Origin of the sequence: Corallococcus sp. AB038B (assembly GCF_003668955.1) — a bacterium.
Taxonomy (GTDB): Bacteria; Myxococcota; Myxococcia; order Myxococcales; family Myxococcaceae; genus Corallococcus; species Corallococcus exiguus.
Window position 1 is genome coordinate 286,907 of record NZ_RAWO01000007.1, and the last position, 24,512, is coordinate 311,418.

Here is a 24,512-nt window from a genome sequence, read left to right on the forward strand (position 1 = left end):
GTGCCTACCCCGTTTCCCCCCACCCGGGCCACCCCGGGCCGGGAAAGGAGGCCCGCACGTCCGCCCGCCAGCTCCGACCTGGGCGAGCGGAGCACACCCGCCCACCCATGGCCCTCATTGCCCCGCGTCCCCTGGAAGCAGGCCCTGGCTCGGAGGCACGAGGATGGTCTGCACGCCGCCATCTGGAAGCATCACGCCCCGCAGGTCGTCATCCGCATCCACGCCGTCGACGACGCGTCGGAGGATGCGTCCGTCCGGGCGAAGGGCGTACTTCGCGCCGGAGTCGAGCGACGGAAACCTCCGTCCACATGCTGCGGGGTTCTCGTCCACGAAGACGAAGAGCAGGCCGTCCTGCCGGAGCACCCGGTACGTGTAGGACTCCGGCCGGCTGTCACAGGACGTCGCCGTGCTCCCCAGCGGGAACAGGTCCCGCGAGACGATCGACAATGCGCGCAGGGTCTCGCCATCCAGCACGACCGGCGCACTGTCATGGAGGATGCCCGCGTCGGCATCGGAGGAGACCGGGAAGCGGACGGTCCGGTCTTCAAGCACTGGCGCCGAAAGAGGCTCGGGCCTCCGGGCACAACCCAGCAGTCCCAGCACCAACGCGACAGCCCTCAGCGACATGATCCGCCCTTGCATGCGGCCTTCCTACAGCGCATCCAACCGATAGGTGCGCTCATCGAGCCAGGTGCGGAGCCGAGCAGCCCGCCAACAGGCCCAGACCGGCAACGAAGCTCCAACCAGACCAGCAAGAGCGGCCAAGCACGAATTCCAGCAAAGCACGTTCAGGCCGCAAGACCCACTCGCGAGCCCGCCTGACCTGCAAGCAGAAAAGCGAACGTTCGATCCGCAGGACAGGGGACTGTTCACTTACGGAAGCGGGAGAACGCTCCAGGGTTTAACGGAAGCTGGAACACCCCTACCCTGCCCCGTTCGCTACCGGCTCCCGTGATTCAAACGACCCCTGCCATCGACTCGCTGCGGGCGCGGTATCTGTCCGCGCAGCTCTCCGGAAACCGGCAGGAGGCCCTGCGCCTGCTCGTGGACGAGGGCCTGCTGTGCGGCGTGCCCCTCCAGGAGCTCCATCTGGAGGTCATCCAGGCGGCCCAGTACGAAATCGGGCGGCTCTGGCAGGAGAACGTCATCTCCGTGGCCCAGGAACACCTGGCCACCGCCATCTCCCAGTACGTCCTGGCCCACCTGTACCGCCACCTGCCCCGCGACCCGTCCAACGACAAGGTCGTGTTGATGGCGTGCGTGGAGGGCGAACTGCACGAAGTGGGCGCTCGCATGGCCAGCGACTTCCTGGAGATGGCCGGCTTCAACGTGCGCTTCCTCGGCGCCAACGTGCCCGCGGATCACCTGGCTCGCATGGTGCGCGAGTCCCCGCCAGACCTCCTGGCCCTCTCCGTCTCCATGCCCTTCCACATGCCCCAGGTCCGCGAGGCCGTGCGCAAGGTGCGTGAAGTCTCTCCGTCCCTTCCCATCGCGGTGGGAGGGCTCGCCTTCGACTGGGGCCCCGTCCTCGAGGACGAACTCGGCGTGTCCTTCTTCGGCAAGAGCGTCCGCGAGCTGGTCGCCTCCGCCTGCCGCACCCTCGGGGTCTGACGCCATGCCGAACGTGAGCCTCCAGGTGGAAGCGCGGACCGCGTTCCTCGCGTCCAACTCTGTTCAAGCTTTGTACGAAGACCCGTTCTGGGCCGCGCGCTACGGCATCCAGCGCGCCCGCCGCTTCGGTGACGAGGACGCCGTCTTCCACGTGCGCTACCTCGTGCAAGCGCTGGACGCGGCGCGCCCCGCCATCCTCGAGGACTACGCGCGCTGGCTGCGCACCCTGCTCGTCACGCGCGGCATGTGCTCGCTGCACCTGGATCAGCACTTCGACGGGCTCACCCGCGCGCTCCAGGCGGAGGGCTTCGGGCCGGACTCCCTGCCCCACACCTACGTCCAGTCCGCCCGCCAGGCCCTGCTGTACAAAGACGGCCCCGCCCACGCCGTGGAGTCGGACGCCGCCGCCATCATCAGCGCGGTCGTCCGGCGCACGGAGGGACCGCTTCCCCCAGGAAGCCGCCCCCGCCTGGAACAAGAGGTGCGGCTCCAGTTGTCCTATCTCTCGGATGCGCTCGCCCTGGGCCGCGACGACCTGTGGAATGCCCATCTCCAGTGGTACGCAGGATTCTGGCCCCAACGGAGACTGTCCCCCCTGACCCTTCTCCAAACCCTGGACGCCTTGAAAGCGGCCCTGGCGGACGGCCCCCCTGAAGCGCGGACGTTGCTCGCGCGGATGCCCGATTCGTGGGAGGAGACCCACTCATGATGAAGGAAGAGGACCGCGGCTCCGGGATCTTCGAATCCCTCAGCCGCGAGCTGGCTTTGGCCTGTGATGCGCAAGGCACGATCGTCTGGCGCGACGAGCGCGCCGCGCGCCACCTGGACATCCAGCCAGGCCAGACGCTGCAGAGCCTGGCGAGCCACGGCAGCGAGAGCAAGGTCGAGAAGCTGCTCGTGCAGGCGCGCGACGAGGCCGTGGACAGCTGGGAGCTCATCCTCCAGAGCCACCACAAGCCCGCGACGTTCGCCTTCCGCGCCCGGCCTCACGCCGGCGGCATCGCGCTGGTGGGCAGCCTGGTGCCGGAGGACTACGGCGCCGCGCTCACCCAGGTGAGCACCACGCTGGGCGAACTGTCCGCGCTCCACCGCGAGACGGAGCGCCAGCAGCACGAGCTCAAGCGCCGCGCGGAGGAACTGGCCCGCCTCAACCGCGAGCTGGAGGAATCCAACAAGGGCGTGCGCACCCTGCACGCCGCCCTGGACGAGAAGGCGGAGAGCCTCCAGCGCGCGTCCGAAATCAAGAGCCGCGTGGTGGCCAACGTGAGCCACGAGTTCCGCACGCCGCTGCACTCCATCCTCGGGCTGTCCAAGGTGCTGCTCAACCCGCTCAACGGCAGCCTCGCGCCGGAGCAGGAGAAGCAGGTCCAGTTCATCCGCGGCTCCGCGGAGGCGCTCTTCGAGCTGGTCAACGACCTGTTGGACCTGTCCAAGGTGGAGTCCGGCAAGACGACGCTGCGCCACACCCGCTTCGTCGCGTCCGACCTCATCAGCGCGATGCGCGGCATGACGCGTCCCCTGCTGGCGACGGACTCGACGGTGGCGCTCGACTTCGAGGAGTCGGCGGAGCCCCTGGAGCTGGAGACGGACGAGGCCAAGCTCAGCCAGGTGCTGCGCAACCTCATCTCCAACGCGCTCAAGTTCACCGAGTCCGGCTCCGTCACGGTGTCCGCGGCCCGGGGCCCGCGCGACACGGTGGTGTTCTCCGTGAAGGACACGGGCATCGGCATCGCGCCGGAGAACCACGAGCGCGTCTTCGAGGAGTTCATCCAGGTGGACAGCCCCCTGCAGCGGCGCGTGAAGGGCACCGGCCTGGGCCTGCCCCTGGCGCGCAAGCTGACGGAGCTGTTGGGCGGCACGCTCACCGTGAAGAGCCAGCTGGGGGAAGGCACCACCTTCCTCATCACCCTGCCGCGCGTCCACCCGGAGGTGTCGGAGATGACGGGGCTCACCCAGCGCAGCGAGTCGCTGGACCCCTCGCGCGCCCCGGTGCTGGTGCTGGAGGACGACCGCCAGACGCTCTTCCTCTACGAGAAGTACCTGGCGCGCTCCGGCTTCCAGGTGCTGCCCGTGCGCAGCGTGGAGGAAGCGCGCAAGGTGATGCAGCGCGTGCGCCCCGCGGCCATGGTGCTGGACGTGATGCTGGAGGGCGAGACGAGCTGGAACTTCCTCGCGGAGATGAAGAACGGGGAGCAGACGCGCGACATCCCCGTCCTCGTCGTCACCGTGACGGACCGCGAGCAGAAGGCGCGCGCCCTGGGCGCGGACGAGTTCTGGCTCAAGCCCGTGGACGAAGTGCGCCTGCAGAAGAAGCTGACGGCGATGGCGCGCACCGGGCCGGTGGAGCGGGTGCTCATCATCGACGACGACGACGTGCACCGCTACCTGCTCAAGCAACTGCTCAAGGACACGCAGTTCCAACTGCTGGAGGCGGCCAACGGCCGCGAAGGCGTCCGCATCGCCCGCGAGAACGCCCCCCACCTCATCTTCCTGGACTTCGTGTTGCCGGACATCACCGCCTTCGACGTACTGGACGAACTGAAGGCGGATCCGCGCACGCGCGACATCCCCATCATCCTGCACACCTCCCACCAGCTGCAGGAGCCGGAGCGCCAGCGGCTGGCGCGCGAGACGTCCGCCATCCTGGCCAAGCACACGCTCAGCCGGGAGGTGGCCATCACCCGCATCCGCGACGCGCTGTCCAAGGCGGGGCTGGGGAACCGGGAGCTGCGCGATGGGAGCTCCCGTGGCTGAGGAGGCGCGTCTGGCAACGGTCCTCAACGTCAACGACGACGAGGCCAACCGCTACCTGGTCAACCGCATCCTGGAGATGTCCGGCTACCGCGTGCTGGAGGCGGCCACCGGCATGGCGGCGCTCCTCATGGCGGAGGAGCACCGCCCGGACGTCATCGTCCTGGACGTGAAGCTGCCGGACATCAGCGGCTATGAGGTCTGCGCGCGGCTGAGGGCCAACTCGGCCACCGCCGCCATCGCGGTGATGCACACGTCCGCGACGTTCGTCACGCCGGACAAGAAGGTGCAGGGCCTGGAGGGCGGCGCGGACGCGTACCTCACCCAGCCCTATGAGCCCTCGGAGCTCATCGCCACGGTGCGCTCGCTGTTGCGCCTGCGCCACGCGGAGCAGCAGGCCCGGCTGCACACGGATCAGCTCATCGAGATGGACCGGCGCAAGGACGAGTTCCTGGCCATGCTGGCCCATGAGCTGCGCAACCCGCTGGCCGCCATCATGACGGCCATTGGCATCCTGGAGCGCAAGGCGCCCGCGGACACCAAGGAAGCGCGGATGCACGGCATCATCCAGCGCCAGACGCACCACCTGGCGCGGCTGGTGGATGACCTGCTGGACGTCAGCCGCATCACCCGGGGCAAGGTGGAGCTGCGCACGGAGCCGGTGAGCCTCACGGCGACCTTCCAGCAGGTGCTCGCCATCTTGCGCCCCCGCGTGGAGGCCCGCGGCCTGAAGCTGGAGGTCCACCTGCCGCGCGCGCCGCTGTGGCTGGAGGGCGACGCCACGCGCCTGGAGCAGGTCTTCACCAACCTGGTGGACAACGCGGCCAAGTACACGGACGAGGGCACCGTCACCGTGGAGCTGTTCCAGGAGGGCGTGGACGGCAACGCGCAGGCGGTGCTGCGGGTGAAGGACACGGGCATCGGCATCGCGCCGGAGAAGCTGCCCGCCATGTTCGAGCTGTTCGCCCAGGCGGACACCTCCCTGGAGCGCTCGCGCGGGGGCCTGGGCATTGGCCTCACCCTGGTGCGCACGCTGGTGCGGATGCACGGCGGCACCGTGGAGGCCACCAGCGGCGGCCCAGGGCGGGGCAGCGAGTTCCTGGTGCGGCTGCCCCTGCTCCCCGCGGACCGCGTCCCCCTGGCGGCCGGGACGAACCTCCTGGATGCACGGCGCGCGCGGCGCATCCTGCTGGTGGAGGACAACTCGGACGCGCGCCAGTCCATGCGCGACCTGCTGGAGCTGTGGGGTCACCAGGTGGCGGTGGCCCAGGACGGCGTGCGGGGCGTGGAGCTGGCCCTGGAGCACGCGCCGGACCTGGCGCTGGTGGACATTGGCCTGCCGGGCATGGACGGCTTCCAGGTGGCCCGGACGCTGCGCGCGCGCGTGGGGCAGGGGCTGCGGCTGGTGGCGCTCAGCGGCTACGGCGACCCGGAGGCCTACCAGCAGGCCCTGAAGGCCGGGTTCGACGTGCACCTCACCAAGCCGGTGCGGCCCGCGGACCTGGATCGCGTCCTGTCGAACCTCTGAAGGCGGGAGTGGGGAGTGGGGGTGGCTACCGCCGCGTCAGCGCGTTGGCCACCAGGCCCAGCAGCTTCACCTGGGCGGGATCCAACTGACGCACGCTGCGCAGCAGCCGGCGCACTTCCGGACGCTCCGGCGTGGGCGGCGGGGCCTCGCTGGCGCGCGACGGCGGAGCGCCCTGCGCCGCGAGTCCCAGCAGCTCGTCCGCGGAGACGTGCAGCTCGTGGCACAGCTTCAGCAGGGTCTGGACGCTGGGGAGCATACCGCCGCGCTCCAGGCGGCCGTACACTTCCGTGGCCACGTCGATTCGCTCGGCCACATCGGCCTGCGTAAGCTCCATGCGGCCCCGGGCGACCCGTGCGGATGCGCCGATGGTGGTTGCGAGTTTCTTGTCCATGCCTTCGCTTGCCGACCCGAAACGTTTGGCCGACGGCATAGGACGTATAGAGGCAGACAGACAGAACTTGCCGGGTCAGCCTCCCATTGTTCACCCATAGGGTCGCTGCGCGGGAGGTGGACTTTCGGAGTCCGGGCAACCCCGACACCCATGGCTCTTTTGAGACGGAGCGCCCTCTGGAAACGGCCTCCGAGAAGTGCATCTCCGCGCGTTTCCGGTCTTGTCCGGAGGTGACCCAGGACGTTGGAGCCGCCGTTTCCTACGGTCTTCAGGCGTCCTGCCGCCACTGCCACCCTTCAGGGTTGGCTCATGTTTTCAGTGCCGTCCAGATACACCGCATCGGGCGCGTCGAGCGATAGAACTCCAGAACGCGTCGGCCCGCCGCGGAAGAGGTACACGGCGCGAGTGTCGTCGCGCGGCAGCACGGCCACGTCTGCGTAGCCGTCACCGTCCCAGTCCCCCAGGCAGCGCACCGTCACCGGTGCCGGCGCGTCCACGGTGAGCGCCTCGCCCTGGCCGTCGCCGTTGACGTCGCAGCCGCCATCCGCGGCCACGTGCGCCTCGAAGACGGGGGTGCTGAAGCGCGCGTCCGGTGCATCGTCCGGCGGGGGTTGCGGGCAGCCGCCACACAGGCCGCCCACCATCACCAGCAGTAGCAGTACGCCTCGGTGGGCCTGGCGGTTCGCTTCCATGGTCCGCTCCGGTGACAACGGGGGGAGCCTTGGGAATAGAACGCTCAGATGAACGAACGATGACCGTGGGGTTCCGGCGGATGTCCCGCTGTCACTACCCGGACGCCAGGGTGGTCAACTCCACCGTGCCCAGGGCGCGCGCCAGCTCCGCGCGGGAGGTGGCCAGGTCGTACGTCGCCTGCACCTGCTGGGCGGCGGCGTTGGAGAAGGCCACCTGCGCGTCGCTCACCTCGATGATGTTGCCCACGCCCGCGCGGTAGCGCCCTTCGGCCAGCCGCAGCCGTTCGCGCGCGTTCACCTGGGCCTCGTCCGCGGCGGTGAGCGCCTCGCGCGTGGCCACCACGTTGAGCCGGGCCTGCTCCACCTGGAGCCGCACCTGCTGCCGGAGCGCGTCCTTCTGCGCCTGGAGGTCGCGCAGGTTGGCGTTGGCCTCGCGCGTCTGCGCGTTGACGAGCCCGCCCTGGAACAGCGCCCAGCTCAGCTGGACGCCACCCTGCGCGCTCAGCGTGGCGCCGTTGAACGGGTTCGCCCCCACGTCGGACAGGTTGCCCGTGGCGCTCACGGAGGGCAGGTGGCCGGCCTTCGTCACCTTCACCTGTGACTCCTGCGCGGAAATCTGCCGCTCGCGCGCGGCCACGTCGGGACGGGCCTCCAGCGCGCGCTTCACCAGCGCGTCCAGCACCTCGTCCTCGCCCGCGATGGCCGCCACCGTCACGTCCTGCACGGTGTAGTCGGTGGCCGTCTCCACGCCCATGGTCTGGTTGAGCTGCGCCTTCGCGCTGGCATAGGTGTTCTGCGCGCGGATGAGCGCAACCTGCGCGTTGGCCTTCGCGGTGCGCTGCTGGAGCAGGTCAATCTCCGGCCGCGAGCCCACCTGCACGGACGCGTTCACCTGGTTGAGCCGGGCCGCCTCGCTCTGGAGCGTCTCGCGCGCCACGCCCAGGAGGGCCTTCTGCGTGAGGACGTTGAAGTACGCCGTGCGCACATTGCGCAGCGCGTCCTGGAGCACCTGCTCCTGCGAGTTCTCCTGCGCGCCCGCCGTCTCCTTCGACGCGTTGTAGCGGCCAGACGTCTTGCCGAAGTCGTAGATGAGCTGGTTGGCGGCGATGCTGCCGCTGAAGCGCCGCGTGGAGTTGGACACCACGCCGGTGTCGCTGCCCGGCACGTTCTGGATGACGGCCCGGTTGCTGGTACCCAGCGTGTAGCCCGCGCTGGCGCTCACCTGCGGAAGGAAGCTGGAGAAGGACTGGTCCACCCGGGCGTACGCCGCGTCGGTGCTCGCCTGGGCCGAACGCAGCGACGGCTGGTACTGGCGCGCCGCGGCCTCCGCGTCCGCCAGGGTGATGACGCGCCCCTCGGCGGCGGACATCGTCAGGGACTGCTGCACGGCCGGAGGCGTCACGGGCGTTGCCGGAGCCGGGGCCTGCGGCGTGGCGGCCGGGGCCGTCGCCGGAGCCTGGACCTGCGGGGCGGCGGGCTGGGCCGCCTGGGCCCCCGCGACCACGGGCAGGACGCACAACGAAAGCGTCAACGGAAGCGCGCGCATCACTCGTACCTCAGTGCATCGATGGGATCCAACAGGCTCGCCTTGCGCGCCGGATACAGACCGAAGACGACCCCAACCAGGCCGCTGAACACGATGGCCAGCAGCGCGACGTCAGGACGGACCAGCATGGGCCAGCCGAACTGCGCGGCGAGCAGCTTCGCCACGCCCAGGCCCACGGCCGCGCCGATGATTCCGCCCAGCACCGCCAGCGTCAGCGCCTCGATGAGGAACTGCGCCAGGATGTCTCGCGGACGGGCGCCCACCGCCACGCGCACGCCAATCTCGCGCGTCCGCTCGGTGACGCTCACCAGCATGATGTTCATGATGCCGATACCGCCCACCACCAGCGACACCGCCGCGATGGCCGCGAGCAGCAGGCTCAACGTCTCCGTGCTCTGCTGCTGACCGCTGGCCACCTCCGCCAGGTTGCGCACGTCGAAGTCGTTGGCGTCGTCCTCGCCCAGCCGGTGACGCTCACGCAGCAGGTTCGTCACGTCCGTCTGGGCCTTGGCCGTGAGGTCCGCGCTGGCCGCCTGCACGAACACCGCGCCGGTGATGTACGCGCCCAGGCTCTGCGCCTGCACCTGCCGCTTGAACGTGGTGGCCGGCACGAACACCGTGTTGTCGAAGTCCTGGCCCACGGGCGACTGGCCCTTGGGCGCCGTCACGCCCATCACGGTGAAGGGCGTCTTGTTGATGCGGATGACCTGCCCCACGGGGTTGAAGCCCTTGCCGTAGAGGTTGTCCACCACCGTCTGGCCCAGCACCGCCACCTTCGCGCCCGCTTCGTTGTCCGCGTCCGTGAAGTGCGCGCCCTTCGCCATGGTCCAGCTGCGCACGGAGAAGTAGTCCGTCGTGGTGCCGATGATGCTGGTGTTCCAGTTCTGGTCCTCGCTGAACACCTGCGCGTTGGAGCGCATCTCCGGCGCGGCGCCGCGCACGCTGGACACCTGCGTGCGCACGGCCTCCAGGTCGTCCCAGGTGATGGTGGGCTGGCTGCCGAAGCCGCCGCGCGCGCCACCGGATTTGGACGAGCCCGGCAGGATGATGAGCAGGTTGGTGCCCATGGAGTCGAAGACCTTCTGCACGCTGGCCTTCGCGCCGTCGCCAATGGCCACCATGGCGATGACCGCGCCCACGCCGATGATGATGCCCAGCGCGGTGAGCACCGAGCGCGTCTTCGAGCGCAACAGTGCACGCAGCGCCAGGACGAGTGTCTCCATGATGTTCATGTCCCCACCTCCTCGGCGGGCACCACCGCCGGGTTCGGCGTCTGGCGTCTGTCGTTCACGATGCGCCCGTCCTTCACCACCACGATGCGCTGGGTGTACTCGGCCACGTCCGGCTCGTGCGTCACCAGCACCAGCGTCATGCCTTCCTTCTGCAACTGCTGGAACAGCGCCATCACCTCCACCGTGGTGCGCGAGTCCAGGTTGCCCGTGGGCTCGTCCGCCAGGATGACGCGAGGCCGCCCCACCAGCGCCCGCGCGATGGCCACGCGCTGCTGCTGACCGCCAGAGAGCTGCTTCGGGTGGTGGTCCAGCCGGGCCCCCAGCCCCACGCGCTCCAGCGCTTCCTTCGCCCGCGCACGCCGCTCCTTGGAGGGCACGCCCGCGTAGAGCATGGGCAGCTCCACGTTCTCCAGCGCGGTGGTGCGCGCCAGCAGGTTGAAGCTCTGGAAGACGAAGCCCAGGGTGCGGTTGCGCACGCGCGCCAGGCCGTCACGGTCCAGGCGGGCCACCTCGCGGCCGTTGAGCAGGTACTCACCGGAGGTGGGCCGGTCCAGGCAGCCCAGGATGTTCATCAGCGTGGACTTGCCCGAACCAGAGGAGCCCATGATGGAGACGAACTCCCCAGGCTCCACCGTGAAGTCCACGCCACGAAGGGCCCGCACCTCCACGTCGCCAGACTTGTACACCTTCGCCACTTTGTTGAGCTGGATGACGGGGGGTGCCCGCTTCGTGTCCGCGTCCATCTGTCTGCCTCTGTCCCTTCCCCTGCCCGCAGTTCCTGTGATGATGTCTGTGATTGGAACGGCCGCGCGCGCCTAGAAGCCGCGGCGCCCGCCGCCCATGCCCCGGCCGCCGCCCGCGCCACCGAGGGGGCTCGCGCCGCCTGACGGACCCGCGGAAGGCGTCGCGCCCGCCGCCGAGTTCGCTGCGGTGATGACGCGGTCGCCCGCCTTCAATTCACCCTCCACCACTTCCGTGAACGTGCCGTCCGTCATGCCGGTGCGCACGTTCACGGCGACAGGCTGCGGCTTCTGCTCCGGCTGGCGGCGCAGCACGTAGACGGTGCGCATGCCGGCCGGGGCCTGCTGGGCCGGAGCCTGCGCGGCGGCGTCCGGCGACGGCACCGGGCGGTAGCGCAAGGCCGTATTGGGCACGGACAGCGCCTGGTCCTTCTGCTGCGTGACGATGGTCACGTTGGCGGTCATGCCCGGCTTGAGCTTCAGGTCCGGGTTCGGCACGTCGATGACGGCCAGGTAGGTCACCACGTTCTGCACGGTGATGGCCTCGTTGCGGATCTGCCGGATGACGCCCTCGAAGGTCTCCCCCGAGAAGGCGTCCACGGTGAAGGTGGCCTTCTGGCCGGGCTGCAGCTTGCCCACGTCCGCTTCCGCGATGCTGGTGTTGACCTGCATCTTGCGCAGGTCCTCCGCGATGGTGAAGAGCACGGGCGCCTGGAGGGACGCGGCCACCGTCTGGCCCACGTCCACGCTGCGCGAGATGACGATGCCGTCCGTGGGCGACACGATGGTCGTGTACTTGAGGTTGACCTCCGCCTCGTTGAGCGCGGCCTGCGCCTGGGCCACCGAGCCCTCCGCGGCCGTCACCTCCGCCTGCCCGCTGGAGGCGGCGGACTCGGCCGTCTCCAGCTCGGACTGGGAGATGAACTGCTGGGCGCGCAGCTCGCGCGAACGCACGGCCTGCTTCTTCGCCACGTCCGCGTTGACGCGCGCCTTCTGGAGGTTCGCGCGCGAGGCCGTCATGTTCGCCTTCGCCCGGTCCAGCGCGGCCTGCACCAGCTGCGGGTCGATGCGGGCGATGACCTGCCCCTTCTTCACCTGCGAGTTGTAGTCGACCATCAGCTCCTGGATGCGACCGGAGACCTGACTGCCGACCTGCACCGTCACCAGCGCCGCGACAGTGCCGGTGGCCGTCACCTTGGCCGTGAGCTTCCGGGCCTCGGCGGGGGTCGTGTCGTAGGTGACGGCGTCCGCCTGGTTTCCAGCGCGCATGCGCCAGAACACCACCGCGCCCGCCACCACCAGGATTGCCAGGACCCAGGCCCAGCGCGGAATGCCACGCTTGCGACCCTCGTCCTCATCCAGCTCCACCGGCGCCAGGGCCGGCGCTTCCCGCGGCATCTCGCTCAAGGCCTTCATGCCCCTTATCTACGTTTTGAAATGTTTCGGCGAATCTCGTCTCTATTACGAAAGATGACCCGCGGCGAGGCGGCCATCCGGTGTGTCCGCCGCTCCCACTCCGGGGAGCACGACGCGCGCGGTGGTGCCCTGGCCCGGCTGGCTCTCCAGCGTGAGGCGGCCGTGGTGCGCATCCAGGATGCGGCGCACCAGCGCCAGCCCCAGGCCCACGCCGCCGGTGGTGCGAGCGCGGCTGCGGTCGGTGCGGAAGAAGGGCGTGCCCACGCGAGACAGGTCCTGCGCTTCGATGCCGATGCCCTGGTCCTGGATGTCCACCTGGAGGCCGTCGCCCGCCGCCCGGGCGTGCAGCTTCACGGTGGTGCCGGGCTCCGAGTATTTCCCCGCGTTGTCGAGCAGGTTGTCCAACACGCGCCGCAGTAGCACGGGATCCGCCTCCAGCGCGGGCAGCGTGCCGTCCACCTGGACCTCCAGCCGGTGCTTCGGCCGGGCGGTGTGGAAGCGGGCGGCGGCCTTGTCCAGCAGCGCGTTCGCGTCCACGCGCTCCAGGCGCAAGGGAGGCACGCCGCTCGCGCCCTCCGTCACCAGCTCCAGGCGGGACGTGGTGAGCACGTCCGACACCAGGCGCTCCAGCTCGGACAGGTCCTCGGTGATGTCGGGCAACAGCTCGCGCGCCGTCTGCGCGTCGCCCTCCGCGGCCAGGTCCAGCGCCACGCGGATGCGGGACAGGGGCGTGCGCAGCTCATGCGACACGTTGGCGAGCAACTCCTTCTGCGAGCGCAGCAACTGGGTGATGCGGCCGGCCATCTCGTCGAAGGCCTCGGACACCAGGCCCAGCTCGTCCTTGCGGCGCAGGCCCGCGCGCACGTCCAGCCGTCCGGCGCCAAACGCACGCGCCGCGGAGGCCAGCTTCTCCAGCGGGCCCGCGAGCGTGCGCGCGAAGACGACGGAGGTGATGGCGGTACACGCCAGCACGAGCCCCACGATGATGGCCGTCTGCCGGTCGCCGTCAGGAGGAGGCGGCGGCGGGGGCAGGGACACGGCGGCATAGACCTGGATGGGGCCCGGGAAGGGGCTCACCACCAGCATGCGGCCAGGGCCGCTGCCAGCCCCGGGGAACGGTCCGCGAGGGCCGCTGCGGGTGACGCGCGAGCTGACGGCGGAGAGTTCCTCGGGCCTGAGCGGGGGCGCGGCGTCCGGACGCGTGTTGCCGAGCAGCGCCCCGTCCGCGGCGCGCAGGGTGACGCGCATGCCCATGCGCTGCTGGGCGCGTTCGAGCGACGCCTGGAGCTCGGCGGGGTTGTCGCGCAGGGCGGACCACTCGTCGACGAAGTAGGACAGCTCGTCGTCGAAGCGGTTGCGCCAGGACTCGTTGCGCAGGAGGTCGCGCGCGAGCATGAGCGACACGCCCACGAGGAGAATCTGGATGACTCCCACCAGGTAGATGCGGGGGAGCAGGCCCATGGGCATCCGGAAGAACTTCACGGCTCCGCCTCGGTCTCGGTGGCCAGCATGTAGCCGGCACCGCGGACCGTCTTGAGCAGGCGCGGGTTGCGCGGATCCACCTCCAGCTTCTGGCGAAGGCGGAAGATGTGCACGTCCACGGAGCGGTCGAACACCTCGTCCGCGCTGCCCTTCACCAGGTCGAGCAGCTGCTCACGGCTGAGGACGCGGCCAGCGCGCTCGGCCAGGACGCGCAGCAGGCTGAACTCGTAGGTGGTGAGGGACAGCGGCTTGCCGTCCAGGGACGCGCTCAGGCTGCGCGGGTCCAGCACCAGGCGGCCCGCGTGCACGGGGTGGCTGGTGGGGCCCACCTTGCCGCGAGCGCGGCGCACCTGGGCGCGGATGCGGGCGAGCAGCTCGCGCGACGAGTAGGGCTTGGGCAGGTAGTCATCCGCGCCGGACTCGAGGCCCAGGACGCGGTCGGCCTCCTCGCCGCGCGCGGTGAGCATGATGATGGGGACGTCCGTGCGGGTGCGCAGCTCGCGGCAGACCTCCAGGCCGTCGCGGCCGGGGAGCATGAGGTCCAGGAGGATGACGTCGAAGGTGTGGCGGGCCGTCTGGAGGAGCGCGTCAGTGCCGGAGGCGGAGACGGTCACGATGATGCCGTGCTCCTGGAGGTAGCGGGCGGTGAGCCGCGCCAGGCGTTCATCGTCCTCGACGAGGAGCACCTGGATGGTGGCCTCCTCGGAGGTCGTGGGGCGTGGGGTCGTCTCCATGGGTCGGGTCTCCGCGAGGGATGCGGACCGGAGGCGAATGAGGGCCCGGGCTTCTCTCCGTTAAGTCCGGGCCCCGCGGTCCGCCTCCGGGCCGCGACCTGCAACCTCTCACCCCTACATTTCCAGGGGGCTACGGGCCCATGACGAAATATTACGGATGGGGCTCCGGCGGGTCATCCCAGGGGTTTTCAGGGGGACGGCCGCAACGGACGGAAATTCAGGGCTCGCCGTGCAGCCGGGTGAGCGCCCGCCGGTCCACCTTGCCCGCCGGGGTGCGAGGCAGGGCCTCCAGCAGCCGCAGCGTCCGGGGCAGCTTGTAACGGGCAAGCCGGCCCGAGCAGAACGCTCCCAGCGCCTCCAGTGTGGGTGCCGCACCGGGTCGGGGGACGACGAGGGCGCGAGGGACTTCGCCCCACTTCGGGTCGGGGACACCGATGACGGCGACCTCGGCGACGTCGGGGTGGCCGGCGAGGACGCTCTCGACCTCGGAGGGGTGGATGTTCTCGCCGCCGGAGATGATGAGGTCCTTGGCGCGGCCCTCGATGCGGAAGAGGCCCTGGGCGTCGCGGGAGGCCAGGTCGCCGGTATGGAGCCAGCCGTCCGCGAAGGCACGGGCGGTCTCCTCCGGGCGGCGCCAGTAGCCGGCGCACACATGGGGGCCGCGAAGGAGCAGCTCGCCCACGTCACCGGGGCGCTGTTCGCCATCGATGCGCGCTTCGACGTGGAAGAGGGGCACGCCGACGAAGCCCGGGTGCGAGTGCATGACAGCGTCAGGGAGGAAGAAGTTGTTGGGGCCGGCCTCGGTGAGGCCGTAGCCGGTGCGGAAGGGAACGCCTCGGGAGAAGAAGCGCTCGAAGACAGGGGCGGGACAGGGAGCGCCGCCGCTGATGAGCAGCTTGAGGCGGGAGAAGTCCACGGCCTCGAAGCGGGGATGCCGCTGCATCTCGATGAACATGGTGGGCACGCCGAACACGAGGTTCACGGAGCCCGAGTGGATGAGGTCGAAGCACTGCGCCACGTCGAAGGCACGGCACACGACGGAGGCGCCGCCCGCAAGCACCAGCGGCAGCGTGAAGACGTTGAGGCCGCCGGTGTGGAACAGGGGCGCGTTGAGCAGCGCCACGTCGTCCTGGGTGAGGCCCCAGCTGACGACGGTGTTCACGGCATTGGCGGTGAGCGAGCCATGCGTGAGCACGGCGGACTTCGGAAGCCCGGTGCTCCCACCGGTGGAGCACAGCACCCAGGGAGCATCCGCCTCCAGTTCGACGACAGGCAGCGAGCCGGACAGGTCGTCGCGGGAGGAGAAGGCGCGCTCACCGGGGAGCGGATCCGCGAAGGGGATCCACTGCGCCGGAAGCCGGGGGCGCAAGGCGTCCACTTGAGCGCGGAACTCCGGCCCAAAGCAGACGACGGAAGGAGCGACATCGGAGAGCAGGCCGTGGAGTTCCTCCACGCCCAGGCGCCAGTTGAGCGGCTGGAGCACGGCGCCCAGCTTCGCGCACGCGAACACGAGGTCCAGCGTCTCCACGCCGTTGGAGGCCAGCACGGAGACGCGGTCCCCCGGGCCCACGCCCAGTCCGCGCAGCAGCAGCGCGGTCCGGTGGGCGGAGTCATTCCACTCCGCCCACGAGATGCGCCGCCCATCCCGAAGCGAATCAACGAGCGCAGTGCGCTCCGGGGCGAGCGAAGCCCGCCGGGCCAGCCAGTCGTGGACGATGGGCATGCCCGGCGGCTCCTACGAAGACATCAATCCCGCGAAACGAAGTGCGTGGAGATCTTGTTCCACACCGCTGGGGTGATGCCCATGCTCAGGTGGTCATAGGCCATGCCCTCCTGCTTCGCGTCGGCGGTCTTCTTCGCGGCCGTCCAGCCCTGGGTGAGCTGGGTCATCGCCGCGATGCTCGCCTCGAAGAGCACGCCGTCGCTGCGCAGCGTGGACGTGGTGGACGTCATGCCATCCGTCTCGAACGGGGTCGCCCCGCCCGTCGTGCCGTACAGCACGTAGAGCGACGGCAGGCGCGAATCCACGCCGTGCTCCGCCAGACGCGTGATGAACTTGCCGCCCATCTCCATGGCCGCCGCCATGCCCAGGCCGTCCATGATGCGGTACTTGCCGTAGCCCAGCGAGTCGTACGCCTCCACATTCCGGTCGGTGGTCTCGTAGAGGGGCTGCGCGTGGTACGCGAAGCACGGAGAGCCCACCGGGTCGAACGCCGTCGTGCGGCACACGCGGTGGTCGCTGGACGCCATGTAGCCCGCGGCGAAGAACGGGTTGTACGGATTGTAGATGAGCTTCGTGTCCAGCCAGGGGAAGTAGCGGTTCTCGTCCGGATCGATGCTGTCCCACGCGGACGCGCTGCGGTCCGGAATGGGGTACGTGCCGCGCAGGTCATACGCCGCCTGCAGCTGGCCCGGGTACGCCGTCACGTACTTGCCGCTGTCGTTCACCGCGCCGAAGAGGCTCATGTTGTAATCGTCGAACTTGAACAACGACGCGGACAGGCCCTGGCTCGTGTTCAGCGTCTGCAGCGTGCTGCTGGACACCGGCGTGCCCGTACTGGACAGGCTCGTGATGTTCGACAGGTAGATGCGGCGGAAGTAGTCCGTCCACACGCCCCCGGAATCCTTGCACACGCTCTCCGCGTAGGGGTTGTTGAACCAGGGCACGCTATAACCAAACGTCACGCACTGGAACGCGGAGAAGTACGTCCACGGCATCGGGCCACGGCCCACCGGCGCGTTGGAGGCCGTGCTCGCGATGGTCAGCGTGTGGATGGGGTGGCGGAAGTTCAGGTCGATGCCCTTGTGCGGGCCAGACAGCGGCACGTACACGCGCACCGAGTCGTCATACGCCGGCACCTGCGACGCCTGCTCCTTCGCCAGACGCTCGAAGAAGCGCGTCGTGCTGAAGCCGCCCCACGTGGCCGCGTTCTCCAGCCAGGGGTCCACCGCCAGCACGCCCTTGCTCCACGCCACCACGTCCACCCGCGCCACGCCCGGGTGCAGCGCCTTCACGCGCTGCACGGCGTTGGCCACGTGGATGGCGTGGTTGAAGTTGTCGCCGTGGAACGAGCCGAACGTCACCGCGTACACGCAGCGGCCCTTCGACTCCAGGTCCTGCACCATGCCCGTCAGCTGCGCCGCGCCGCCGTAGGTGCCGCCCGAACCGTTGTTGCCGTTGGGGAACATCCACACGTTCGCGTCCTGGATGGCGCCGTGCACCAGCAGCGTCGGCGTCAGGTTGACGTTACAGGTGCGCGCCGCGGTGGCCCGCCCCTTGTGCAGCAGGACGAAGCGCGCCTCCGGCTTGGTGGGGCCGGGCGTGGGACAGGTGGCCCCGGTCGTCGTGGCACAGCTGTTCCCGTAGTGGAGGTTGAACGCGTTCACCAGCTGCTGGTTCAGCGAACCGAAGTACGTCCGCAGCGGGTAGTCGGTGGACTGGAACGTGTCCTGGTCACGCAGCTTCAGCGTGCGCGGGTTGTAGTACTCCGTGCGGAAGCGCTGCTTGCCTTCCAGCAGCTCAATCTGCCCCCAGGACCACGTGGGCGGCGTGTACGTGCCCACCACCCGGTAGTTGCCCGTGAAGGTGGGGACTGCGTCGAAGTACGGGGCCAGGTCCGCGTCCAGCGGAGCCTCGGCCGTGGCGACGGACTCCTGCGTCGGGGGTGCTTCCGCGGGCGGTTCTGCCCCGCAACCTGCCATCAGCAATGCGGCCGTGAGCGACAAACTCCAGTTGCTTCGCATGCGGACCTCCGGTTGGGTGAAGGGTGCGGCGACAGCGGACTGCGACTGAGAGTGGACACACGGGACGCACGACGCCCCCCAGGGGTCTCCCCGGAAGGCCCTCGCGTGCCTCACCGCACGTCAGGAACAGCGACTAGCGGGTGTGCTCCTGCAGGAACGGGACGAGCAGGTCGTGGAACTCCTTCGTCTTCTCCAGGTGCGGGCTGTGGCCCGTGTCCGGGAGGACGACCTCGCGGTAGCGGCCGCCGTTGGCCGCGTAGCGATCCATCACCTTGCGCATCTGCGACACCATGGGCTGCGGCGGGTACTTCTCATCCCCGGGCCAGCCGGGCACCGCACCCAGTTTGCCCAGGAAGCCGAAGTCGAACAGTGACGTGTCGGAAACGATGGCGTCGTCCGCGCCGCGGATCCACAGCACGTCCGGCCCCTTCGTCAGCGCCGCGAAGGTGGAGGTGTTGTAGTAAGCCGGCGCCATGGCGTTGTTCATGCCCGTGGTGCCCGGCGCCACGCCCGGCCAGTTCGCCGACTTCTCGAAGTTGCCCGGGTACAGCTCGTCCGACACGTGCGTGTCCAGCACGGAGTCCAGGAGCATCTCCTCGTCCGGGTGGCGGAACGGCGGCTTCACGTAGCAGCCGTTCATCACGTTGCGCGGCGACGTCTGCGACTCCGTGGAGCGGTCCTTCGTCTTCAGCCGCTGCACGAAGTCCGGGTTGGCCGTGCCGCCACCGGAGCCCGCGAAGTCCGCCCAGCACGGCGTGCCGTCCGCGTCCTTCGTGCCGCCGAAGCCGTAGGGAGACAGCGGCGCCTCCACCACCAGGCCGGCCACGCGCTCCGGGTGGTCGATGGACAGCTGCATCACGATGCCCGCGCCCGCCGAGTGCGCCACGAACGCCGCGCGCTTCAGCGACAGCGTGTCCATCAGCGCCACCAGGTCATCCGCGAAGTCGCGCATGCCGCGCGTCGCGTCGATGGTCTTCGCCTCCGTGTGCCCGTAGCCGCGCATGTCCGGCGCGATGCCCCGGAAGCCCTCGGGCAGCGTCTTCATCAGCGACTCGAAGAACGCGGACGAGGAACAGTTGCCGTGCACGAAGATGACGGGAAAGCCGTCCTCGCCCACCAGCCGCGCGCGCACCCGGAGCCGCTGCGTGGGGATGTCCCGGATCTCGACCTTCCTGGATGTATCAGCCATGTGCGCGCTCCTGGTTGCGTTGCTTGAGAGAGGAAAATCCGTGCGTCACGAAGCGGCCCGCGCGTCAGCGGCGATGGCCGCCTCGCGCAGCTCGCGCTTGAGAATCTTCCCGGCCGGGGACACCGGCAGGAACTTCATCAACTCCACCCGCTTGGGGACCTTGAAGCGTGCCACCCGGCCCTTGAGGTGCTCGAGCAGCGCGTCCGCCGAGGCCTCGGCGCCCGGCTTGAGCACCACGTAGGCCCGGCCCGCCTCGCCCCACTTCGCGTCCGGCACGCCCACCACCGCGCACTGCTGCACCGCGGGGTGCTCGTACAGCACGGACTCCAGCTCCAGCGGGTACACGTTCTCTCCGCCGGAGATGAACATGTCCTTCTTGCGGCCCGCGATGGTGAAGAAGCCTTCCGCGTCCACGCGCGCCAGGTCCCCGGTGTGGAACCAGCCGTCCGCGCTGATGGCCTCCTTCGTGGCGGCGTCGTCCTCGAAGTAGCCGGAGCACATGGAGGGCCCCTTCAGCACCAGCTCCCCCACCCCGCCCACAGGCACCGCGTGGCCGGCGTCATCCACCAGCTTCGCGTCGATGAAGTAGTTGGGCCGGCCAATGGAGCCCGCCTTGGTCACCGCGAACTCCGGTCCCATGCTGAAGATGCCCGGGCCGAACTCCGTCATGCCGAAGCCCTGCTTGAAGGGCACCGGGTGCACCGCCTGCCACGCCTGGAGCAGCGGCACCGGAAGCGGCGCCCCACCGCTGGTGACGAAGCGCACGGAGGAGAAATCCGTCCCCTTCCAGCGCGGCGAGTCCATCAACTGCTGGTACTGCGTGGGCACCGCGAAGAAGAGCGTCACCTTCTCCTTCGCGACCAGGCCCAGCATCTCGTCCGGGTCCCACCGGCGCATCAGCACCACGGTGCCGCCCACGGTGAGCAAGGGCAGCGTGTAGACGAGCAGCCCGCCCGTGTGGAACAGCGGCGTGTGCGTCACCGTCACGTCGCCCTGACGGATTTCATGCACCAGCGTGTTGAGCGTGTTCCACGCCACCATGCGGTAGGACACCTTCGCGCCCTTGGACCGGCCGGTGGTGCCGCCGGTGAAGAGCAGGCAGAGGATGTCCTCCTCGCTCACCGCGTCGTTCGTCACCGGAGCCTCCGGAGCGGCGGGCGCGTACGCCATGGCCTTCTCGTACGGATCCGCGCCCGGCAGGCCCCGAGCCTCCAGCGCGACGAGACGCAGGCCATCACCCACGTGCTCGCGCACCTGGGCCACCGCGTCCTTGAAGTCGTCTCCGAAGAGCAGCACGCGCGGGCGGATGGCGCGCACGCCCTCCGTCAGCTCCGCCGCGTGCAGCCGCCAGTTGTACGGCACGAAGACGGCGCCCAGCTTCCCGCACGCGAACAGCGTGTCCAGGTACTCCACGCCGTTGTGCGCGACGATGCCCACGCGGTCGCCGCGCTGCACGCCCGCCACGTCCCGCAGCCAGCCCGCGAGCGCGTTGGCGCGCGCGTTCATCTGCCGGTAGGTGAAGCGGCCCGCGTCCTTCCGGGCCACGTCCACCACGGCCACCGCGTCCGGCCAGTAGAGGGCACCCCGCCCCATCCAGTCCCCGATGAACATGCGAAGAACTCCTGTCTGAATGAGGCGGGGTATGGGGGGACTAAGCCGTCCAGCGGTAGAGGGCGGACGCCATGGCGAGGCCACCGCCACTGGCGCAGAAGGCGACCAGGTCGCCCTTCTTCACCTTGCCCTGCAACACCGCGTCGTCCAGCGTCATGGGGATGCAGGCGGAGCCCGTGTAACCCCACTTGTCCATCGTGTAGTGCGCCTTCTCCATCGGCTGGTTGAGCGCCTTCATCGTGGCTTCGATGGTGCGCAGGTTCAGCTGCGTGAAGACGAACAGCTTCACGTCGTCCAGCGTCTGGTCCGCGCGCTTGAGCAGCGTGTCCAGCAGGATGGGCCAGCGCTCGGTGTTGAACGTGGAGGGGAACTTGCGCACGAACTGCACCGCGGGCTTGCCGTCCGTCAGCGCCAGCGTCTCCACCGTGGCGGGCCGGTTCGTGCCGCCCGTGTAGATGCCCAGCGCGTCGTGGTACTCGCCGTTCGCGAGCAGCTTCGCGCCCAGGAAGCCCGGCTTGTCGGACGCGCCCAGCACCACCGCGCCCGCGCCGTCCGCGAACAGCGTGCAGGTCTTCTTGTCCTTCCAGTTCACGTACCGGGTCATCCCGTAGGCGCCCACCACCAGGATGCGCTGGTAGCTGTCGTCCGACGAAATCGTCTTGGACGCCACGTCCAGCGCCGTCACCCAGCCCGCGCACGCGGCGTTGATGTCGTACGTGCCCGCGTTCACCGCGCCCAGCTTGGCCTGCACCACGGACGACGTGCCGGGGCTCAGGTAGTCCGGCGTGTCACTGGCCACGAGCACCAGGTCCAGCTCCTTGGGGTCCACCTTCGCGCGGGCCAGCGCCTCCTTCGCGGCGGCCACGGCCAGGTCGCTGGTGGCCTGGTTGTCCGCCATCACGTGGCGCTGCTTGATGCCCACGTTCTGCTGGAGCCACTCGTCCACCTTCTCACCGAGGATCTTCTCCACGTCGGCGTTGGTGAGGAGCTTCTCGGGGACGTAGCGGCCGGTGGACAGGATGTTCGCGTAACGCATGACGGTGTTTCAGCTCCGGGGACCGCGTGACGGACGGCGGGAAGACGGCTTCGACTTCGGGGGGGTGGGCTTCGACGACTTCGCTGCTGCCTTCGGGGGGGGCACAGGCTGGAGATGGGTGCGCGCGGCGCCCGCGTCCGGGGGCAGGCCGTGGGTCAGGAGCGTCATCGCCGTGTCGAGCACGCGCTCCAGGCCCATGTCCTCCTCCCAGAGCACCCACCGCATGCCCAGGAAGTCGCCAATGCCCATCAGGCAGTAGGCGAGCGCCTCCGGATCCATGCGGCGCACCTCGCCGGCCTCCATGGCCAGCGTGAGGCCGCGCACGTAGCCCTTGGCGAAGCGGTCGTAGTAGCGGCGGTAGCAGTCCGCGTCCACGAACTCCGCCTGCCGCACCACGCGGTAGAGGTTGGGGTGCTGGCGCACGAACTGGAAGAAGGCGCGCAGGCCCTCGCGCTCCACTTCCAGGCGCGTGGTGCACGCGACCGTGGACTCCGCGATGAGGCGGCGCAGGCGCGCGCCCAGCTCGTCCACCACCTCCACGAAGATGGACTGCTTGTCCGGGAAGTACACGTAGAAGGTGCCCAGCGCGACGCTGGCCTTGCGCGTGAGGTCCGCGATGGACGCGCGCTCGTAGCCCTTGTCGCCGAACACCGCCTCCGCTGCCTTCAACAACTTCTGCCGCGTCCGCTGACCGCGCGGCGTGACGGGGACTCGTTCTGAAGTTGAAGGGCGATTCATCTTTCAGGACGGGTAGCACCCGGCCGACCGCCCTGTCAAAAGCGGATGGATGGCTCCCTGCGTCAAAGACAGACACGGACGCGAGGCGTCAAACACTTCGCGTGACGTCCCCAGCCCTTGAGCGGGGAAGTGTCCACCTCGCCCACCTGGCCCCGAGGGAGGACTGCCGCCAAGCCCTTCCGGCACCACCTTCCGCCTGGCTGCCTGGAGACTCGGGAGGTCGGGTAGGAGACCTTTCGCCGGCATCAACCATTTTGCATGCAAACGGACTTGCACTTCATGGCAGATGCATATAACTTCACCGTCGACTGCCAGGTCCGCTTATAGAAATAAGGTTTTACACCCCATGGACCCCCTGGATTATCGCATCGTCGATATGCTTCAGCGCGATGGCCGGGCCACGCAGCTGGAGTTGTCACGTGGGGTGAAGCTGTCCCAGCCGGCGGTGGCGGAGCGCATCCGCAAGCTGGAGGAGAAGGGCATCATCACCGGCTACACGGCGCGCGTGGACGCGACGCAGCTGGGCAAGGACATCACCGCCTTCATCGGGGTGAGCATCGAGCACCCCAAGCACTTCGAGGGCTTCGCGCGGAAGGTGGCGGAGCTGCCGGACGTGCTGGAGGCCCACCGGGTCGCGGGGCAGGACTCGTACGTCTTGAAGGTGAAGACCGCGAATACGCGGACGCTGGACTCGCTGCTCGTGGAGACGCTGCGCACCATTCCAGGTGTGACCCGCACGAGCACCACCATCGTCCTGTCGACCCTGAAGGAAGACACGCACGTGCGTGTCCCCGATGAGCTGTTGAACGGAGAATGAACATGAGCGCGGACGCTATGAGTGCACCCCTGCCCCCTCCTCCGGCCTACCGGCTGTCCAAACGCATGTCCCGGATGAAGACGTCCGCGGTGCGCGAAATCCTCAAGATCGCCGAGCGCCCCGACATCCTCTCCTTCGCCGGCGGCCTGCCCGCCCCGGAGCTCTTCCCCGTGGACGCCATCGCCAAGGCGTTCGAGCAGACCTTCGCCCGGGAGGGGCGGCCCGCGCTCCAGTACAGCACCACGGAGGGCTTCGCCCCCCTGCGCGAGTGGATTGCCTCGCACCTGGCGCGCAAGGGCCAGCACGTCCACGCGGACCAGGTGCTCATCACCAGCGGCTCGCAGCAGGGCCTGGACCTGGTGGGCAAGGTGCTGCTCGATCCGGGTGACCTGGTCGTGGTGGAGGACCCCAGCTACCTGGCGGCGCTCCAGACCTTCGGCGGCTACGAGGTGGATTTCGCCACCGTGCGCAGCGACGACGCCGGCATGGACACGGACGACCTGGCGGCCCTGCTGAAGAAGCGCGTGCCGAAGCTGCTCTACGTCATCCCCAACTTCCAGAACCCCAAGGGCACCACCCTGTCCCTGGAGCGCCGCAAGGCGCTGGTGCGGCTGGCGCAGGAGCACCGCTTCATCATCCTGGAGGACGACCCGTACGGCGAGCTGCGCTTCAAGGGCGTGCACCTGCCGTCGCTGGCGTCGATGGACGACCAGGGCGTGGTGCTGTCCCTGTCCACCTTCTCCAAGACGCTGGCCCCCGGCCTGCGCCTGGGCTGGGTGACGGGGCCGCGCCCGCTGCTCAAGTCGCTGACCATCGCCAAGCAGGCCACGGACCTGCACACGGCCACGCTGGCCCAGCGCGCCACCGCGCTGCTGCTGGAGACCTTCGACTACGCGGGCCACATCCAGGCGCTGATGCCCGTCTACTCCGAGCGCGCCACCGCGATGCTGGCCGCGCTGGAGGCCCACATGCCGAAGGGCACGAAGTGGACCCGGCCGGACGGCGGCATGTTCCTCTGGGTGGAGCTGCCCCAGGGCCTGGACGCGGCCACGCTGCTGCCCCGCGCCGTGGAGCAGAAGGTCGCCTTCGTCCCCGGCGCGCCCTTCTTCGCCAACGACCAGAAGCCCCAGTTCATGCGCCTGAACTACTCCAACCGCCCGCCCGACCTCATCAACGAGGGCATGCGCCGGCTGGGCTCGGTCATCTCCGACGCACTGTAGCCCTGCCGGTCCGGCCCCAACGCACCGCGTCGGG

At 69.4% G+C, this 24,512-nt stretch carries 21 protein-coding genes; 6 read left to right on the forward strand and 15 right to left on the reverse strand.

Annotation, left to right across the window (positions count from 1 at the left end; translation table 11 throughout):
• Window positions 1–114 precede the first annotated feature (114 nt).
• Window positions 115–642, reverse strand: a complete 528-nt coding sequence (locus tag D7Y04_RS26640; protein WP_121761088.1) for a hypothetical protein — start codon at window positions 640–642, stop codon at window positions 115–117.
• Between the two features lie 309 nt (window positions 643–951).
• Here D7Y04_RS26640 and D7Y04_RS26645 point away from each other — a divergent pair, with 309 nt between their 5' ends.
• From D7Y04_RS26645 to D7Y04_RS26660, 4 genes are read left to right on the forward strand one after another with little or no spacing between them, the layout of a single operon-like run.
• Window positions 952–1,611: a B12-binding domain-containing protein gene (locus tag D7Y04_RS26645; protein WP_121761089.1), complete on the forward strand. Its 660-nt coding sequence runs from the start codon at window positions 952–954 to the stop codon at window positions 1,609–1,611.
• Window positions 1,612–1,615: 4 nt separating this feature from the next.
• Window positions 1,616–2,320: a hypothetical protein gene (locus tag D7Y04_RS26650; protein ID WP_120596560.1), complete on the forward strand. Its 705-nt coding sequence runs from the start codon at window positions 1,616–1,618 to the stop codon at window positions 2,318–2,320.
• Window positions 2,317–4,365, forward strand: a complete 2,049-nt coding sequence (locus tag D7Y04_RS26655; RefSeq protein ID WP_121761090.1) for a hybrid sensor histidine kinase/response regulator — start codon at window positions 2,317–2,319, stop codon at window positions 4,363–4,365. The genes D7Y04_RS26650 and D7Y04_RS26655 overlap by 4 nt, the downstream gene beginning before the upstream one ends.
• Window positions 4,346–5,890, forward strand: a complete 1,545-nt coding sequence (locus D7Y04_RS26660; RefSeq protein ID WP_121761091.1) for a response regulator — start codon at window positions 4,346–4,348, stop codon at window positions 5,888–5,890. Before D7Y04_RS26655 ends, D7Y04_RS26660 begins: the two co-directional genes overlap by 20 nt.
• 25 nt (window positions 5,891–5,915) lie before the next feature.
• Here D7Y04_RS26660 and D7Y04_RS26665 read toward each other — a convergent pair whose 3' ends face one another.
• From D7Y04_RS26665 to D7Y04_RS26730, 14 genes are all read right to left on the reverse strand, one after another.
• Window positions 5,916–6,281, reverse strand: a complete 366-nt coding sequence (locus D7Y04_RS26665) for a helix-turn-helix transcriptional regulator (protein ID WP_120559818.1) — start codon at window positions 6,279–6,281, stop codon at window positions 5,916–5,918.
• A 296-nt stretch (window positions 6,282–6,577) separates the two neighbouring features.
• A complete protein-coding gene (locus tag D7Y04_RS26670) occupies window positions 6,578–6,973 on the reverse strand; it encodes a hypothetical protein (RefSeq protein ID WP_120596563.1) in 396 nt (131 codons plus the stop codon).
• A 94-nt stretch (window positions 6,974–7,067) separates the two neighbouring features.
• Window positions 7,068–8,519, reverse strand: a complete 1,452-nt coding sequence (locus D7Y04_RS26675) for a TolC family protein (RefSeq protein WP_120596564.1) — start codon at window positions 8,517–8,519, stop codon at window positions 7,068–7,070.
• Window positions 8,519–9,751, reverse strand: a complete 1,233-nt coding sequence (locus D7Y04_RS26680) for an ABC transporter permease (protein WP_120596565.1) — start codon at window positions 9,749–9,751, stop codon at window positions 8,519–8,521. Before D7Y04_RS26680 ends, D7Y04_RS26675 begins: the two co-directional genes overlap by 1 nt.
• Complete coding sequence (locus tag D7Y04_RS26685; RefSeq protein ID WP_120596566.1) at window positions 9,748–10,494, reverse strand: ABC transporter ATP-binding protein; 747 nt, start codon at window positions 10,492–10,494, stop codon at window positions 9,748–9,750. Before D7Y04_RS26685 ends, D7Y04_RS26680 begins: the two co-directional genes overlap by 4 nt.
• A gap of 72 nt (window positions 10,495–10,566) precedes the next feature.
• Window positions 10,567–11,907 (reverse strand): efflux RND transporter periplasmic adaptor subunit, encoded by a 1,341-nt coding sequence (locus tag D7Y04_RS26690; RefSeq protein WP_120596567.1) that lies wholly within the window; start codon window positions 11,905–11,907, stop codon window positions 10,567–10,569.
• A gap of 45 nt (window positions 11,908–11,952) precedes the next feature.
• The gene (locus D7Y04_RS26695) at window positions 11,953–13,389 is read right to left on the reverse strand and encodes a HAMP domain-containing sensor histidine kinase (protein WP_121761092.1); all 1,437 of its coding nucleotides are present in this window, start codon (window positions 13,387–13,389) and stop codon (window positions 11,953–11,955) included.
• On the reverse strand, window positions 13,386–14,123 hold the full coding sequence (locus tag D7Y04_RS26700) for a response regulator transcription factor (RefSeq protein ID WP_120596569.1): 738 nt from the start codon (window positions 14,121–14,123) through the stop codon (window positions 13,386–13,388). Before D7Y04_RS26700 ends, D7Y04_RS26695 begins: the two co-directional genes overlap by 4 nt.
• 217 nt (window positions 14,124–14,340) lie before the next feature.
• Window positions 14,341–15,846, reverse strand: coding sequence for a long-chain fatty acid--CoA ligase (locus tag D7Y04_RS26705; protein ID WP_121761093.1), 1,506 nt, complete (start codon window positions 15,844–15,846; stop codon window positions 14,341–14,343).
• A gap of 23 nt (window positions 15,847–15,869) precedes the next feature.
• The gene (locus D7Y04_RS26710) at window positions 15,870–17,867 is read right to left on the reverse strand and encodes a triacylglycerol lipase (protein WP_121761094.1); all 1,998 of its coding nucleotides are present in this window, start codon (window positions 17,865–17,867) and stop codon (window positions 15,870–15,872) included.
• 133 nt (window positions 17,868–18,000) lie between these two features.
• On the reverse strand, window positions 18,001–19,056 hold the full coding sequence (locus D7Y04_RS26715) for an alpha/beta fold hydrolase (RefSeq protein ID WP_120596572.1): 1,056 nt from the start codon (window positions 19,054–19,056) through the stop codon (window positions 18,001–18,003).
• Between the two features lie 45 nt (window positions 19,057–19,101).
• Window positions 19,102–20,667 (reverse strand): long-chain fatty acid--CoA ligase, encoded by a 1,566-nt coding sequence (locus D7Y04_RS26720; protein ID WP_121761095.1) that lies wholly within the window; start codon window positions 20,665–20,667, stop codon window positions 19,102–19,104.
• Window positions 20,668–20,707: 40 nt separating this feature from the next.
• Window positions 20,708–21,703 carry a 3-oxoacyl-ACP synthase III family protein gene (locus D7Y04_RS26725; protein WP_121761096.1) on the reverse strand — a complete coding sequence of 332 codons (996 nt, stop codon included), beginning with the start codon at window positions 21,701–21,703 and terminating at the stop codon, window positions 20,708–20,710.
• Window positions 21,704–21,712: 9 nt separating this feature from the next.
• Entirely contained in the window at window positions 21,713–22,441 is a 729-nt protein-coding gene (locus tag D7Y04_RS26730; RefSeq protein ID WP_121761097.1) for a TetR/AcrR family transcriptional regulator, read from the reverse strand.
• Between the two features lie 346 nt (window positions 22,442–22,787).
• Between D7Y04_RS26730 and D7Y04_RS26735 the strand changes: the two genes are divergently transcribed.
• Complete coding sequence (locus D7Y04_RS26735; RefSeq protein ID WP_120581260.1) at window positions 22,788–23,258, forward strand: Lrp/AsnC family transcriptional regulator; 471 nt, start codon at window positions 22,788–22,790, stop codon at window positions 23,256–23,258.
• Between the two features lie 2 nt (window positions 23,259–23,260).
• Window positions 23,261–24,478, forward strand: a complete 1,218-nt coding sequence (locus D7Y04_RS26740) for a PLP-dependent aminotransferase family protein (protein WP_120599856.1) — start codon at window positions 23,261–23,263, stop codon at window positions 24,476–24,478.
• Window positions 24,479–24,512: the final 34 nt, after the last annotated feature.

Bases quoted from the DNA above. Each gene is read 5' to 3' on its own strand.
- D7Y04_RS26640 (WP_121761088.1), bottom strand. From the start codon at position 642: ATGCAAGGGCGGATCATGTCGCTGAGGGCTGTCGCGTTGGTGCTGGGA.
- D7Y04_RS26650 (WP_120596560.1), top strand. From the start codon at position 1,616: ATGCCGAACGTGAGCCTCCAGGTGGAAGCGCGGACCGCGTTCCTCGCG.
- D7Y04_RS26655 (WP_121761090.1), top strand. From the start codon at position 2,317: ATGATGAAGGAAGAGGACCGCGGCTCCGGGATCTTCGAATCCCTCAGC.
- D7Y04_RS26660 (WP_121761091.1), top strand. From the start codon at position 4,346: ATGGGAGCTCCCGTGGCTGAGGAGGCGCGTCTGGCAACGGTCCTCAAC.
- D7Y04_RS26665 (WP_120559818.1), bottom strand. From the start codon at position 6,281: ATGGACAAGAAACTCGCAACCACCATCGGCGCATCCGCACGGGTCGCC.
- D7Y04_RS26670 (WP_120596563.1), bottom strand. From the start codon at position 6,973: ATGGAAGCGAACCGCCAGGCCCACCGAGGCGTACTGCTACTGCTGGTG.
- D7Y04_RS26675 (WP_120596564.1), bottom strand. From the start codon at position 8,519: ATGCGCGCGCTTCCGTTGACGCTTTCGTTGTGCGTCCTGCCCGTGGTC.
- D7Y04_RS26680 (WP_120596565.1), bottom strand. From the start codon at position 9,751: ATGAACATCATGGAGACACTCGTCCTGGCGCTGCGTGCACTGTTGCGC.
- D7Y04_RS26685 (WP_120596566.1), bottom strand. From the start codon at position 10,494: ATGGACGCGGACACGAAGCGGGCACCCCCCGTCATCCAGCTCAACAAA.
- D7Y04_RS26690 (WP_120596567.1), bottom strand. From the start codon at position 11,907: ATGAAGGCCTTGAGCGAGATGCCGCGGGAAGCGCCGGCCCTGGCGCCG.
- D7Y04_RS26700 (WP_120596569.1), bottom strand. From the start codon at position 14,123: ATGGAGACGACCCCACGCCCCACGACCTCCGAGGAGGCCACCATCCAG.
- D7Y04_RS26705 (WP_121761093.1), bottom strand. From the start codon at position 15,846: ATGCCCATCGTCCACGACTGGCTGGCCCGGCGGGCTTCGCTCGCCCCG.
- D7Y04_RS26710 (WP_121761094.1), bottom strand. From the start codon at position 17,867: ATGCGAAGCAACTGGAGTTTGTCGCTCACGGCCGCATTGCTGATGGCA.
- D7Y04_RS26715 (WP_120596572.1), bottom strand. From the start codon at position 19,056: ATGGCTGATACATCCAGGAAGGTCGAGATCCGGGACATCCCCACGCAG.
- D7Y04_RS26720 (WP_121761095.1), bottom strand. From the start codon at position 20,667: ATGTTCATCGGGGACTGGATGGGGCGGGGTGCCCTCTACTGGCCGGAC.
- D7Y04_RS26725 (WP_121761096.1), bottom strand. From the start codon at position 21,703: ATGCGTTACGCGAACATCCTGTCCACCGGCCGCTACGTCCCCGAGAAG.
- D7Y04_RS26730 (WP_121761097.1), bottom strand. From the start codon at position 22,441: ATGAATCGCCCTTCAACTTCAGAACGAGTCCCCGTCACGCCGCGCGGT.
- D7Y04_RS26735 (WP_120581260.1), top strand. From the start codon at position 22,788: ATGGACCCCCTGGATTATCGCATCGTCGATATGCTTCAGCGCGATGGC.
- D7Y04_RS26740 (WP_120599856.1), top strand. From the start codon at position 23,261: ATGAGCGCGGACGCTATGAGTGCACCCCTGCCCCCTCCTCCGGCCTAC.